General features: G+C 29.8%; 15 protein-coding genes. 13 read left to right on the plus strand and 2 right to left on the minus strand.

The window, feature by feature from the left end; all coding sequences use genetic code 11:
- Nucleotides 1–122 precede the first annotated feature (122 nt).
- Nucleotides 123–857: an MBL fold metallo-hydrolase gene (locus JMO20_RS09650; RefSeq protein WP_202709397.1), complete on the minus strand. Its 735-nt coding sequence runs from the start codon at nt 855–857 to the stop codon at nt 123–125.
- 248 nt (nt 858–1,105) lie between these two features.
- Here JMO20_RS09650 and JMO20_RS09655 point away from each other — a divergent pair, with 248 nt between their 5' ends.
- The 5 genes from JMO20_RS09655 to JMO20_RS09675 all read left to right on the plus strand — a co-directional run bounded on the left by JMO20_RS09655 (nt 1,106) and on the right by JMO20_RS09675 (nt 5,389).
- Nucleotides 1,106–1,741, plus strand: a complete 636-nt coding sequence (locus JMO20_RS09655; protein WP_202709399.1) for a YdjY domain-containing protein — start codon at nt 1,106–1,108, stop codon at nt 1,739–1,741.
- 63 nt (nt 1,742–1,804) lie between these two features.
- Nucleotides 1,805–2,203, plus strand: coding sequence for a hypothetical protein (locus tag JMO20_RS09660; RefSeq protein WP_202709401.1), 399 nt, complete (start codon nt 1,805–1,807; stop codon nt 2,201–2,203).
- Nucleotides 2,204–2,378: 175 nt separating this feature from the next.
- On the plus strand, nt 2,379–3,518 hold the full coding sequence (locus JMO20_RS09665) for a hypothetical protein (RefSeq protein WP_202709403.1): 1,140 nt from the start codon (nt 2,379–2,381) through the stop codon (nt 3,516–3,518).
- Nucleotides 3,519–3,664: 146 nt separating this feature from the next.
- Nucleotides 3,665–4,837 (plus strand): TraB/GumN family protein, encoded by a 1,173-nt coding sequence (locus JMO20_RS09670; RefSeq protein ID WP_202709405.1) that lies wholly within the window; start codon nt 3,665–3,667, stop codon nt 4,835–4,837.
- 42 nt (nt 4,838–4,879) lie between these two features.
- Nucleotides 4,880–5,389, plus strand: a complete 510-nt coding sequence (locus tag JMO20_RS09675) for a flavin reductase family protein (protein ID WP_202709406.1) — start codon at nt 4,880–4,882, stop codon at nt 5,387–5,389.
- A gap of 64 nt (nt 5,390–5,453) precedes the next feature.
- On the opposite strand, the gene JMO20_RS09680 is transcribed toward JMO20_RS09675, so the two are convergent.
- Nucleotides 5,454–5,915, minus strand: coding sequence for a PilZ domain-containing protein (locus tag JMO20_RS09680; RefSeq protein ID WP_202709408.1), 462 nt, complete (start codon nt 5,913–5,915; stop codon nt 5,454–5,456).
- 232 nt (nt 5,916–6,147) lie between these two features.
- Here JMO20_RS09680 and JMO20_RS09685 point away from each other — a divergent pair, with 232 nt between their 5' ends.
- The 8 genes from JMO20_RS09685 to JMO20_RS09720 all read left to right on the plus strand — a co-directional run bounded on the left by JMO20_RS09685 (nt 6,148) and on the right by JMO20_RS09720 (nt 13,903).
- Complete coding sequence (locus JMO20_RS09685) at nt 6,148–7,431, plus strand: glycosyl hydrolase family 18 protein (protein ID WP_202709410.1); 1,284 nt, start codon at nt 6,148–6,150, stop codon at nt 7,429–7,431.
- A 284-nt stretch (nt 7,432–7,715) separates the two neighbouring features.
- On the plus strand, nt 7,716–8,162 hold the full coding sequence (locus JMO20_RS09690) for a rhodanese-like domain-containing protein (protein ID WP_202709411.1): 447 nt from the start codon (nt 7,716–7,718) through the stop codon (nt 8,160–8,162).
- A gap of 63 nt (nt 8,163–8,225) precedes the next feature.
- Nucleotides 8,226–8,921, plus strand: coding sequence for a TVP38/TMEM64 family protein (locus JMO20_RS09695; protein WP_202709412.1), 696 nt, complete (start codon nt 8,226–8,228; stop codon nt 8,919–8,921).
- 28 nt (nt 8,922–8,949) lie between these two features.
- A complete protein-coding gene (locus tag JMO20_RS09700) occupies nt 8,950–10,092 on the plus strand; it encodes a (Fe-S)-binding protein (protein ID WP_202709413.1) in 1,143 nt (380 codons plus the stop codon).
- A 103-nt stretch (nt 10,093–10,195) separates the two neighbouring features.
- The gene (locus JMO20_RS09705) at nt 10,196–10,879 is read left to right on the plus strand and encodes a TVP38/TMEM64 family protein (protein WP_202709414.1); all 684 of its coding nucleotides are present in this window, start codon (nt 10,196–10,198) and stop codon (nt 10,877–10,879) included.
- A 127-nt stretch (nt 10,880–11,006) separates the two neighbouring features.
- Entirely contained in the window at nt 11,007–12,245 is a 1,239-nt protein-coding gene (locus JMO20_RS09710; protein WP_341534017.1) for an ABC transporter substrate-binding protein, read from the plus strand.
- Nucleotides 12,235–13,107, plus strand: coding sequence for an ABC transporter permease (locus JMO20_RS09715; RefSeq protein WP_207753480.1), 873 nt, complete (start codon nt 12,235–12,237; stop codon nt 13,105–13,107). Before JMO20_RS09710 ends, JMO20_RS09715 begins: the two co-directional genes overlap by 11 nt.
- Nucleotides 13,097–13,903: an ABC transporter permease gene (locus JMO20_RS09720; RefSeq protein ID WP_202709416.1), complete on the plus strand. Its 807-nt coding sequence runs from the start codon at nt 13,097–13,099 to the stop codon at nt 13,901–13,903. Before JMO20_RS09715 ends, JMO20_RS09720 begins: the two co-directional genes overlap by 11 nt.
- The last annotated feature ends 42 nt before the right edge of the window (nt 13,904–13,945 follow it).

Genomic DNA, 13,945 nt, shown 5'->3' on the forward strand with positions numbered 1-13,945 from the left:
AATTGATAAGGTATAACGAGTTAACTTGATATTAAACAAGTAGAATACTTAAGTTTATTTGGAATATAAATTTTTCATAGTGAAAAGAAACCGTGATAGATAAAAAATATCTACACGGTTTTTTATTTTTTATATAAAAACTCTTTATTCTTTTCAGTTATTACTGCAATATTAGTGTCTAAATGCTGAAGCTTCTTAGATAGCTTTTTTGGTATATTAAATTTATCACTGAAATGCATAGGAAATAGTACTTTTGGTTTTATGGTTTCAATAAAATATTTACATGCAAGATAATAAAATTCTTGGAGTCTAGGATCAGCTGGAACAAATGCCATATCTATTTTTTTACCTATTAGTTTGTCAACTTCTGATTTAAAATCTTTTTCCTCTTTTGATTGCGTTTCTTTACTATCATTTTGCCAATGCCACCAATTTAAATCTCCACTATGAAATATTATCAACCCATCAACTTCTATTAAAAAAGATACGCCCAAATCAGTTGAACCATATGTATTAATTTTCAAGCTATCTATTTTGGTTTCCTCATTTTTACTTACAAAGTAAGTATCAGATATTTGTTCATTTAATTCTACGTCATTACTTAATATATATCTAATGTCAGGATTTGATTCCTTCCACTGAAATATTTCTGGATCAAAATGATCCTTATGACTATGACTCACAAATACATAAACGTTTTTTCTATTATTGAAGAAATCCGAGGTTAAAATTTTACTAGAGTTTATAATGTGATGACAGGTGTAATCGAAATAGTCAAAGATTAAAGTATGATTTTCAGTTTCAACTAAAAAGCTACTGTGAAACAAATGTGTTATTTTTGCCTTTCGAGTACTCACTTTAGCACCTCCACAACATATTCCAATTTTTTACTATACAATATATTTTATAACATAAAAAAATCTAAAACAAGGTACTAAAGTACCAAATTAAATTAAGCTAAACTTTTAAAAAAATTATCATAGAAAAAATTAATACTTATATACTTTGATATAAATAAAACTTATTAGATTAATACTCAAAACAATAATATAATTATTAGGTGGTAGGTATAAAGTATAAAATAACGAGCTTTAGGAGGAATATAATGAAAAAAACAGCAATCTTACTTATATCATTAGTGATAGTAGCAGCAACATTAATTGCTTGTTCTTCTGATAAAGATACTGGCAATAATAATTCAGCTGAAATGCTAAAAGTTAACAAAGAATCAAAAGAAGTGGAAATAGTAACAGAGGTTAATGCTAAATATTTTACGGAGCCAACAAGACATGGAATAGTATTTGAAGGTGGTTCAAATGGTGAAAAATCAGTTTTAAGAGGATTAGCTGATGAAAAGGAATTTTATCAAGCTTTAATAGATATTGGAGCACAAGCAGGTAATAACATTACTTTAGAGGACGTAGGAAGTGGAGAGAAGGTTGAAGGAGATAAATTAGATGTAACTGTAACTTGGGAAGGATTAGGTAAGGAAATTCCTTTTAGTGATATAATCACTTCTAGTGATCCTAGACCAATGGATATTAGATTCGGTGGAAATCTTGAGAGGGCAAAGTCTAAAAATACCGGATGTGTTTTATGCCTTGATAGTTGTGCTGTAGGTATTACAAGTGATAATAGTTATGGCAGTGGAGAATCTGACACAGTTAAGTTTTATGGAAATAAAGAAGTTTTACCTGAAGATGGAACTAAAGTAACAGTAACGTTTAAGTTAGCTGAATAAAAATTAATGATAAGGTACGGCGAATAATGCCGTACCTTATTAGTAGTTATATGGAGGGTTAACATGAAATACTTTAATATCTTATACAATAGTTTTTTATGGGGAATTATATTTTCTGTGTTAGCATTTCAAAATAAATGGTTAGAAATGAGGATAAATATAGGAATCATTATTCCGATAACCATTATAATTGCTTTTATAGTATTTATTTTATTTGAGAAAATCAATAGATTTAATATAGACGAAATATTAAGCTTTAAATTTGCTTTTATTAATACTATTCTAATGATAGTTTTTACTATAATTATTATTGGAATAGAAAGAACTAAAATTCTTCCAGCAGCTATTATTAGAGAGCTTCTTGGAATGACAAAAGTTAGTTTCTCAAGAATAAATATGGTTATTATATCAATAATTATACTTGGATTGGTTATTATTGGTTTTAGTCGTAATAAGAAATAAAAATACAGATAGTTGAAAACTAATATTTTAATCTAAAGTTAATATTAATATAAGGTCTTTTAAACTTACATCCGTGGATAAATCCATGGATGTTTTTGTCAATTTAAAGGAATTCACTAACCTATGTAGAATTATCAAATAATGACTAATCTAAATCTATATAGGGTGATAACGTATGGAATCTTTAGTTAATGAACTTAAGGAAAAAAAGATTCTTAGTCAGGATGATATTTCTAAACTAAGAGAACATATTGAACAAGAATATCCTAATACTGATATTGGTAAACGGGCTTCTTTGTTATCTCGTTATATATATAAATCTATAGACAATAATTTAAATGGATTTAGTAAAGAGCATAAAGAAGCAATCAAGAAAAAGCTAGTGGAGATATTTATTTATCAAGATAAGGGGATAATAGATAAATCAGATGTCTTATTTATTTGTTCTGAGCTTCAAGATAATACAGAAGAGTTTCTGGAAAGTCTTACATCTTGGATTAACAGCAATATACAGAATTTTGTTAGAAAAGAAGATATAAGTGAATATATTGCATGTGCAGTAGATACAACTTATAGCAATGATATCATTAGTGTATTTAAAAAGTACTATAATTATTTAAAAGAAAAAATCTGTTATTCGTTAACATCATTAGTTGAAAATAAAGATAAAAAAATAATAATAGCTGCTAGTATATCCCTAGTGTTTACTTTAATGATATTTAGTAAACATTTAAATACTGATTCATTTTTTAAGTTACGATTATTTGGAAATAATAAGAGTGATTATATAGATTTATCTTATCAGAATAGAAATATTATGAAACCAGAAATTATTGAATATAAACCTAGTGATTTCCATTTAAGTGAAGACTCTTACTACCTACATATTCCAGATGAACTGAGATACAAGGTAATAGATAGGGAGAAACTAAAGAAATATCTTAAGTCAAGAAATTCTATACTATATCAAGAGCCTTATTTTTCTAGTTTAATTGATACTGCAGAGGAATTCGGTTTAAATCCAAATGTATTATTTGCCATAACAGGTCAAGAACAGTCTTTTGTTCCTATTGACCATGAACATGCTGAAGAGATAGCTAATAATCCTTTTAATGTATTTGGGAGTTGGGTTAAATATAATACAAATATAAAAGACTCATCAGAGATAGCAGCTAGGACTATATGTAACTTGCTTAAGAATAAACCTAATGACGTTAACTCATTTAAATGGATTAATAGAAAATATGCTGAAGATAAAAGATGGTGGTGGGGTGTAAATCAGTTATATGAACAGCTAGAAGAAGCAGTTAAATAAGTAAATTTTATAGTGAAATATTAAATATGATATATTTTATTTTTAAGGTTTTTACATCTTTAAATAAAATAGATAGAAAAATAATATTGTGATATACTTTATATTGACTTTAGTTTTTATTTTTATTACAGAAAAGAGGGAATTGTATGGAAGATCAAAATATACATAGAGTACATATTGAGGATAAAGAAATAATTTTGATAGGAACTGCCCATGTATCAAAGAAAAGTGCGGAACAAGTAAAACAAGTAATAGAAGAAGAACAGCCTGATTCAGTTTGTATTGAATTAGATAAACAGAGATATAAGTCAATACGAGAAGGTCAGAAATGGAAAGACATGGATATATTTAAAGTAGTAAAGGAAAATAAAGCGTTACTATTATTAGTCAATTTAGTAATGTCATCCTTTCAAAAAAGAATGGCAAAACAGTTTGGTATAAATCCAGGACAAGAGATGATTCAAGGTATTCAGTCAGCTGAAGATATAGATGCGAATCTAGTTTTAGCAGATAGAGATATAAATATTACCTTTACTAGAGTGTGGCGAGGAATTAATTTTTGGGGAAAAATAAAGCTTTTTTTTGAGTTGTTTTTCAGTATCTTTAGTGACGAAGAGATTACAGAAGAAGAATTAGAAAAATTAAAAACAGAAGATATGCTAACATCAATGCTCAGTGAATTGGGGGACTCATTTCCAAAGCTTAAAAATGCATTAATTGATGAGAGAGATAAGTACCTATCCCATAAAATAAAAACTGCTCCAGGAAAAAAAATAGTTGCAGTTTTAGGTGCAGGACACGTGCCTGGAATTAAGGAGGAAATACTTAAAGATCAGAATTTAGGAGATTTAACAAAGGTTCCACCGAAATCAAAAGTTGGAAAGATTATAGGTTGGATGATTCCTATCATAATTCTCAGTATCATTGGATATACATTTTATACGAATAGAAATACTGGAATAGATCAAACAATTAGTTGGGTATTATGGAATGGATCACTTTCTTCATTAGGTGCTTTAATTGCCTTGGGACATCCATTATCAATTCTTACAGCTTTTGTAGTTTCACCAATAAGTTCTCTAAATCCAGCTCTAGCGGCAGGTTGGTTTTCGGGTATAGTTGAGGCTTTTATTAGAAAACCAAAGGTAGAAGATTTTCAAAATTTATCTGATGACGTATTTACAATAAAAGGCTTTTGGAGAAATAAAGTTACTAGAATACTTCTAGTTGTAGCATTAACTAATCTTGGTAGTGTTTTAGGTACAGCTATAGGTGGAGCTGATGTCATAAGACTATTTATTAAGAACATAATTGGATAAATTTTAGTATTATGATTAAACAAAGCTTCGAGGAGGGGTTTCATGAAAAAAGATATAAATTTTAATGAGTATTCAACTGAGATGCTTGAACAACTAAAAAAAGGTGCTTTTTTAACTGTAAAAGATGGAGATAAAGTGAATACGATGACTATAGGTTGGGGAAACATTGGTGTAGTATGGGGTAAGCCCATATTTACTGTTGAAGTAAGATATAGTCGATACACATATGAACTACTTGAGAACTCCAAAGAATTTACTGTAAGTATTCCATTAAATAAAGACTTAAAAGAAGAGCTAGGAATATGTGGTACAAAATCAGGAAGAGATATAGATAAATTTACAGAATGCGAGCTTACACCTGAGCAAGGAAAAGTTCTATCTACTCCTATAGTCGGAGAATGTGAGTTGCATTATGAATGCAAGGTTGTATATAAGCAAGCAATGGAACCAGGCACATTAAGTGATGAAATAAAAGAAAAGTATTATACCAATAATGATTACCATGTATTATATTATGGTGAAATTGTAGCAACATATGTAAAAGAAAACTAATATAACTTTAATAGAACAATAAATAAAAAAATCGCATCTGTTTAGTGGTATTGCAGATGTGATTTTATTTATTTATATTCCTTATTCTAAATTTAAGGCATTCTTCTTGATTATCACTTTCACAAAAGCTACAGTCTTGAATATTATAGTTTTTTCTAATTTTAATTGATAGTTTGTTGAAAGTTTCTAAATATTGACTGCTAGTTTTATCAACTGCTATAAACTGAACTCCATATTCCCAAATATCTTCCTTGAGCGCTTGTCGTCTTACAATAAATCCTGAAAATTGCTTTGATTGGTCCAATATATCTGTTTGAAAGTCTAAAATAATACCTTCAGATATTGGCATTTTCATATTAGATATAAATCTCAGGCCACTGGCACTTATATCTTCTATACATACTCTTGTTCTACCTGTATTTACTGGCTTTTTATTAACTAGAGCTATAGTCATAGTTGCACATAAAGGATTATTAAAATATATGCGAAAATAACTGCGTTGGTTTTTCTCGAATTTTTGAAGCATAAAAACCTCCTTTGGAAAAAGATTTGTTATATGTATGATACAAAGTATTTAGATCCATAAAATTGTTTAGTTATATGTATAATTATAATAAAACATCACGATGATGTATAGCCATAGAGTTAAGAAAAAATATCTGATTTAGATACATTAAAATTTAATATAAATGCCTGAATATTCGTACCTTTTTAGCCTTTTTAGCATATATTAAATTAGCGAGAAAGGGGGGTTTATATTGATTATTCATGTAGTGCAGCCAGGTGAAAGTATATATACTATTGGACAGCTATATGGGGTATCGCCATCAAAAATAGCTAGTGATAATGAACTAGAATCGCCTAATTTGTTAACACCAGGTCAATCCTTAGTGATATTAGAAGGAACTAGAAGACATAGGGTGGTTCAAGGACAATCTTTGTATACAATAGCAAGATTATATGGAGTAACTGTTGAAGATATACTTGAAGTAAATCCACAGATAACAGATCCAAGGCAATTATATGTAGGTCAGATTATTAACATACCGCCTAGAACAAGAAAATTAGGAACTATTGATGTTAATGGATATGCTTTGCCAAATATAGATATGGAGGTTCTTAGTAAAACGCTTCCTTATTTAACTTACTTGAGTATATTTAGTTATCATGTTAATTCAGATGGCAGTTTGAGTGGTATAGAAGATGAGTCACTGATAGAAGCAGCTAGAAATGCTAATGTAGGTCCTTTAATGGTAATTACAAATATAGATGAAGAAGAAGGGGGCTTCAGTAGTGATTTGGCTCAGACAATTTTAACTAATGAAGAAGTACAAAATACACTAATAGAAAATATTATTACTACACTAGAAGAAAAGAACTACTATGGATTGGATATTGATTTTGAGTTTATTTACTCTGAAAACAGAGAAGATTATAATAATTTCTTAAGAAAGATAACAGCACGTCTTAATGACTTAGGCTATACTGTTAGTACTGCCTTAGCACCTAAGGTATCTGCTGATCAACAGGGATTACTATATGAGGCACATGATTATCCTGTACATGGAGCTCTTGTAGATCACGTTATTTTAATGACATATGAATGGGGATACACTTATAGTGCTCCTATGGCTGTAGCGCCAATTAATCAAGTTAGAACAATACTAGATTATGCAGTAACAGCTATTCCTAGTGAGAAGATTCTTATGGGTATTCCTAATTATGGATATAACTGGACCTTACCATATACTCCTGGAACAGCTGCAAGCTCAATCTCTAATACGGCAGCTGTAGAGTTAGCTGCAAGGGTAGGAGCAGCTATACAATTTGATTCAGAATCTAAATCACCTTATTTTAGATATTATGATGAGAATGGAGTACAACATGAGGTATGGTTTGAAGATGCTAGGAGTATTGAAGCAAAATTACTTCTTGTAGACGAATATGACCTCGGTGGAGTAAGCTATTGGACTATAAATAGGTTCTTCCCACAAAATTGGTTAGTTTTAAGCTCCTTATATGATGTACGTAAGGTTCTTTAGAATTAATATGGTATAAAAAATAATTTTACTTCATATGAACTATGTAATTTCTTTAAATATAAAAGTATAGATAGAGTTTAGGCGTTATGAATATATTTCATAGCGCTATTTTATTATGAGAAGAAATTACATAATTAAACTTATAAATTGAGTTATAAGATATATCTATAGAGTTTGGACAAAGTATAACAAATTTCTATTTAACTAAGTTTTTTCCCCATGATATACTTTACACGAACAACTATGAAAACGACAATAAATGAAGTTAACAGGGGGTATATGGAATGAAAAAAATTATTAGTTTATTACTTGTTGGATTATTACTAATACCAGTAATGATGACAGCTTGTAGTCAAGGTGAAGAAACATCACAGGATGTGGAGTTTAAGTATTACAGTGCAGAGAAGGTAAAAGAAAGTATTGAAAATGATGAAGAATTTGATTTAGTGGATATACAAGTGCAAGAGGAATACGATGAGCACCATATTGCTGGAGCAATTGAAACTAATGCTTATCCTGTAAAAGAGGATACAGATAAAGCTAAGATTGATGCTATCTATTCTCAGCTTGAAGGGAAAGAAAACCCGATAGTAATAGTATGCCCACGTGGTGCAGGTGGTGCAGAAAGAACATATAAGTACTTATTAGAAAAAGGAATTAATGAAGATCGTTTATTCATACTTGAAGATGGTCAAGCTGGATGGCCATATGAAGATCTTTTAGCTAAATAGTCAATAATTGCCCTTTCTTATGTGGAAAGGGCTTATTTTTCATAGACATGGAGGGTGTTGCTAATGAATAAAATTAAAAAGTCAACATGGATAAAAATTGGAGTTTTAGCTGCCATAATTCTTGTATATTTCTTTGTTGAACCTGTTAATAGTACAGTAAAACAATTATTCGCCTTATTTAGTAAAATGGATGTAAATGCAATAAAGGAATATATACTAGGCTTTGGTATATGGGCACCTGTAATATCTTTTTTTCTTATGGTTTTTCAATCTGTAGCAGCACCGTTACCAGCTTTTCTGATCACATTTGCAAATGCAGGCCTATTTGGATGGATAAAGGGTGCTATATTATCATGGGCTAGTGCAATGGCAGGAGCTACTTTATGCTTTTATATTGCTAAGCTTTATGGAAGAAAGACCGTTGAAAAATTGACTGGTAAATTTGCGTTAGATAATGTTGATAGTTTTTTTGACAGATATGGGAATTATGCTATATTAATTGCAAGACTTCTTCCATTTATGTCATTTGATATAGTAAGCTATGCTGCTGGGTTGACATCTATGAGCTTTTGGTCCTTTTTCTGGGCTACTGGATTAGGTCAGCTTCCTGCAACATTAATTTATTCATATGTTGGAGGTATGTTAGTTGGTGGTGTTAAGAAATTTGTATTTGGATTATTATTATTATTCTCATTGAGTATATTGATTTTCCTTATAAAAAAAGTGTGGAATGAGAAAAAAGCTAAACAGATAAATTAAAAATAGTCAAATAAAGTGGTGGGATAAAATGGAAAAGTCCAAGCTATCTAATAGTGCTATAGAAACAGTAAAAGATACTGAAAAAAATTGTATAGGATGTAAATTGTGTATGGAACATTGTCCTATGTTAAATAAGTTTTGTAGTTCTCCTAAGGAATTACTTAAGAATATTGTTAAAGGAGAAGAAGTTGACCCATCAATTCCATATTCATGTACTTTATGTAATTATTGCAATGTAGTATGTCCTAATGATGTTAGTCTAAAAAATGCATTTTTAGATATGCGAAAGGATTTATTTTCAAGAGAAAAATCGAAAATAAAAGAGTTAGGATACAATACTGTGAAAAATCATCAAAAGAACAGCTTCTCCAAAATTTTCAGCACTAGTATTAAAGGATTTGAAGATGAAAAGGTTCATAGGAAAAGAAGTGTATTCTTTCCTGGTTGCAGTTTGTCTTCTTATAGTCCAGACATAGTTTTGAGAACTTATGATTATCTAAAAGAGAAGTTGCCTGAAGTAGGAATAATGCAGAATTGTTGTGGAAAGCCAACATATTCCATGGGAGATATGGAGCAGTTTAAAGAATATAGCAAAAAACTAGAAAAGGAATTTTCAGATAATAATATAGATGAAATAATTGTAGCCTGCCAAAACTGCTTTAAAACATTTGAGGTAAGTAGTAATGTTAAGGTTACATCTTTATGGGAGATAATATCGAATTATGGAATACCAAATGAGGTGAGAGGTATTGGCAAAGGGATAGATTTATCATTTGCAATACATGATCCTTGTCCCACTAGATATGAAAGGATTATTCATGACTCTATAAGAGATATAACTAATCAGTTGGGATTGAAAATTAAAGAAATGGAGTTTTCAAGAGAAAAAACTCTATGTTGTGGGTCTGGTGGTATGTTAAATGTGACTAATAATTCTTTAGCACAAAGTCAGATGAAAAAAAGGGCTAATCAAGCAGATACAGACCATATATTAAGCTATTGTGAAGAGTGTGTGGAGTCAATGAAAAGAGGAGGAAAGCAATCTTTTCATATATTAGACTTACTTTTTAACACTCATATTTATTCTACTTTTACTCAAAAAGACCAAGGTACCATAAAAAAATGGATAAATAGATATAAGAGCAAGCAGAAAATAAATAAAATTAAATAAATATAAAAACAGAGTAATATAATTTTGTGTTAGATTATATTTTCAGATAAGAATTGTTTAAATTAATTTTTTATTAGTATAAAAAGGGGGCGAAGGATAGATTATGAATAAAAAAATCACAAAAACTAGTATAAAGGTTTTACTAATAGTTTTATTTGTTGGAATAGTTTATGTGTTAAATAAGATGAATGTATTTAAAGGTTTAAGCCCAGAAGATATTAAAGCTTATCTAGATTCCTTTGGATTACTAGCTCCAATAGTTTATATCGTTATGTTTACATTTATTCCTTTAACTCTTTTTCCAGACTCGATACTTGCAATAGCTGGTGGTATGGGGTTTGGCTTAATTAAAGGAAGTATATTAACAATGATAGGAGCTTTACTTGGAGGCACATTATCCTTCTATATAACAAGACTCTTAGGAAAAGACTTTATAAAGCGGATTATTAAAAAAGATATATCGTTTATAGGAGAGCAGTTAAAACAGAAAGGTTTTTTTATTATACTAATATTAAGATTAGTCCCTTTATTTCCTTTTGATGTAATAAGCTATAGTGCAGGTCTTTCAGATATTAAATATAGAGATTTTATTTCTGCTACCATTATTGGCACTATACCAGGAATCTTAGTTTATACAAATTTAGGAGACAAATCTACTCAATTTGGTTCAATGGACTTCTATATTTCAGTTTTTCTATTATTGGCATTACTTTTAATATCGATGGTACTTAAAAAATATATAAGTATTGATAAAGTACGAAGAAAATTAGATAATATTGAATCTTAAGAGATTAGAAAAATGGTATTTATGGATAAACTTTAGAAAATCATAAACTGAAATTTCATAAAGGTTATTTAATAATAGACTTAAAAATTATCTAGTTGATGATAAATTGCAGAGGAGATGAATAGTTGTGAAGAAAAAAATTGCAGTTATATTAGCTACAATGCTAGTTGCTTTAACCTTTGTTAGTTGCTCGCAAGACAATAAACAAGTGGACACTGTAAACTTACTAGATGAAGATTGGAATACAATTATTGAAAAAGCAAATGGCCAAACTGTTAATATGCATATGTGGGGTGGAGATGAAGCTGTTAATAAATATATAGACCAATGGGTATCACCTAAATTGAAATCTCAGTTTAACATAGTATTGAATCGTGTACCTATAAATGATGCAAAAGATATGATAAATAAATTATTAACAGAAAAACAGGTAGAAAAAGAAGAAGGCAGCATAGATATTTTTTGGATTAATGGTGAAAATTTTAAAAATGCAAAAGACAATGACTTATTATTGGGGTCATTTGTTAAAAAACTACCAAATTATAATATGTATATTGATAATGAAGCTGATGATTTAAATTATGATTTTGGACAAGCTACAGAGGGCATGGAAGCTCCATGGGGAAAATCTCAATTTGTTTTTATATATGATTCTGAGAAAATTAAAAATCCACCTACAACTATGGATGAATTAAAGAAATGGGTTAAAAATAATCCAGGAAAGTTCACATATCCTGCACCACCAGACTTCACTGGAAGCGCTTTTATACGTAATGGTATTATAGAAGTCACTAGTGGATATGAATCATATATGGAAGATATGGACCAAGAGTCTCTTTTAAGCAAAATAAGTCCATTTTGGGAATATTTAAATGAAATAAAACCATATCTATGGAGAGAAGGCAAAACATATCCTGAAAGCTCAGGGAAATTAGATCAAATGTATAGTAATGGAGAAGTTTGGATGACTATGTCATATAATCCTGTTCACGCAGCTAATAGAATAAAAGAAGGACAATTTCCACAGTCTACTAAAACTTTTGTACTTGAAGAAGGGACCTTATCTAATACACATTATTTAAGCATTCCTTATAATAGTGTAAATAGAGCAGGAGCGTTAGTTGCTATTAATTTCATGCTATCACCAGAAGCTCAGATAGCTAAATTTAATCCTAATAATTGGGGAGATGGCCTAGTAATATCTACAGAAAAGTTAAATGAAGAAGATAAGGCAGGGTTAGAATCAATTGATAGAGGTGATGCAACCTTATCTCCACAAGAATTGCAGATTCATAGAATACCTGAAATGCCTTCAAAGTATGTAGATACAATTGAAAAGGATTGGCTAGAGAATGTTGCAAAATAGAAAACCATATTTACTAATATTACCTTCTTTATTAGCTACAGTTTTCTTATTTATTGGAGGAATATTATATGGAATTTTTGAGAGTATCGGTTTTTCGCCTCTTGTAGGTGAAAAACAGGTCACTCTTAAGTATTATCTAGAGATTTTTAATAGTGATGATTTTTGGCAAGCCTTTTTTACTACAATACGTATTGCATCTCTATCGACAATATTTTCAGTTATTTTGGGAGTATTAATCATTTATTTTTTATATATAATGAAGGTTAATAAAAAAAATCAATCAGCTATATTAGCCCAAAGATTATTTCAAGTTCCTATGCTTTTTCCATATTTAGTTTTTTCTTATATAGTATATATTATTTTTTCATCTACTGGATGGTGTTCGAGAATTTTATATGGCTTAGGTATTATTGATTCAATGGATAATTTTCCTATTATGATAAATGATAGATTTGGATGGGGAATTATAATCGCATATGTATGGAAGACAAGTCCTTTTGTAGTACTTATGCTTTATCCTGTCTTATTAAAGGTCCCATTATCACTAATAGATGCAGCTAAGGTCTTTGGAGCTAATAAATTTACAGCTTTCAAGGAAGTTGTTTTTCCTCTCTTAATTAGTCCTTTAAAATTATCTGCATTTATAGTATTTTCCTATTCATTTCTTGCCTTCGAAGTACCGTATATATTGGGAGTCACTTATCCAAAAACTCTATCGGTATATTCATATCTAACATATACAACTGGTAATCTATCGGAACGGCCCAAGGCAATGGCTATAAATATAGCTTCTACTTTTTGTGTTATAGTAATAGGACTGATATTTTATTTACTAAAGAAAGGAGAAGGTAATGAAGGATAAGACTACAAATGGAGTTATATTAATAGGAATTATATTTATTGCTTTAATAAGCATATTACCCTTTGTTTTTCTATCTATATTGAGCTTTTCTCAAGGATGGGCATGGCCTAAAATATTACCGAATTCTCTAAGTCTTGGAGCATGGAAATATGTATTTGCGCCTACCTCTGGCACTATAAATGCCATTTTCACCAGTTTGAAGGTGGCTATTGTAGTAACTATTATTAATCTAGTATTAGCTATACCTGCAGGGGATGCCCTTGGTAGATATAAATTTAAAGGAAAGAAAATAATAGAAGCTATTTTACTAATGCCAATAATAATCCCGCCGATTATAATAATGATGGGGATGCATAAAACCTTTATAGTATTTAATCTTACAGAATCTACTCTAGGAGTTATTTTATGTCATATAGTTCCGACACTACCTTATATGATTAGGGCAGTAACAATAAGCTATAATCAACTAGGCTTTAAATGGGAAGAGCAAGGTAAAATGCTTGGAGCTGGAAAAATAGATCGTTTTTTTAACATAGTTTTTCCTTTCTTAATTCCTGGAATTGTGGCGGGATCGAGTTTATCTATAGTGATATCATTGAGTCAATACATTATTACAGTTCTAATGGGTGGTGGTCAAGTAGTTACTTTGCCTATGATTATGTTTCCCTTTATAAATGGAGGGAATCAGGGGATAGGGGCAGCTTACTCTATTTTATTTGCTTTAATAGCTGTTATAGCATTAATTGCTATGGACTTATTACTTAAAAGATATTATAATGATAGGAAAATTAATTAATATTAAAAGACAAACCTGAATTATGAAAACCTTTGATTAAGA

The organism is Sporosalibacterium faouarense (genome assembly GCF_016765695.1).
In the GTDB taxonomy this organism is placed as follows: Bacteria; Bacillota; Clostridia; order Tissierellales; family VENL01; genus Sporosalibacterium; species Sporosalibacterium faouarense.

Bases quoted from the DNA above. Each gene is read 5' to 3' on its own strand.
- JMO20_RS09665 (WP_202709403.1), top strand. From the start codon at position 2,379: ATGGAATCTTTAGTTAATGAACTTAAGGAAAAAAAGATTCTTAGTCAG.
- JMO20_RS09695 (WP_202709412.1), top strand. From the start codon at position 8,226: ATGAATAAAATTAAAAAGTCAACATGGATAAAAATTGGAGTTTTAGCT.
- JMO20_RS09700 (WP_202709413.1), top strand. From the start codon at position 8,950: ATGGAAAAGTCCAAGCTATCTAATAGTGCTATAGAAACAGTAAAAGAT.
- JMO20_RS09660 (WP_202709401.1), top strand. From the start codon at position 1,805: ATGAAATACTTTAATATCTTATACAATAGTTTTTTATGGGGAATTATA.
- JMO20_RS09690 (WP_202709411.1), top strand. From the start codon at position 7,716: ATGAAAAAAATTATTAGTTTATTACTTGTTGGATTATTACTAATACCA.
- JMO20_RS09720 (WP_202709416.1), top strand. From the start codon at position 13,097: ATGAAGGATAAGACTACAAATGGAGTTATATTAATAGGAATTATATTT.
- JMO20_RS09670 (WP_202709405.1), top strand. From the start codon at position 3,665: ATGGAAGATCAAAATATACATAGAGTACATATTGAGGATAAAGAAATA.
- JMO20_RS09655 (WP_202709399.1), top strand. From the start codon at position 1,106: ATGAAAAAAACAGCAATCTTACTTATATCATTAGTGATAGTAGCAGCA.
- JMO20_RS09705 (WP_202709414.1), top strand. From the start codon at position 10,196: ATGAATAAAAAAATCACAAAAACTAGTATAAAGGTTTTACTAATAGTT.
- JMO20_RS09675 (WP_202709406.1), top strand. From the start codon at position 4,880: ATGAAAAAAGATATAAATTTTAATGAGTATTCAACTGAGATGCTTGAA.
- JMO20_RS09680 (WP_202709408.1), bottom strand. From the start codon at position 5,915: ATGCTTCAAAAATTCGAGAAAAACCAACGCAGTTATTTTCGCATATAT.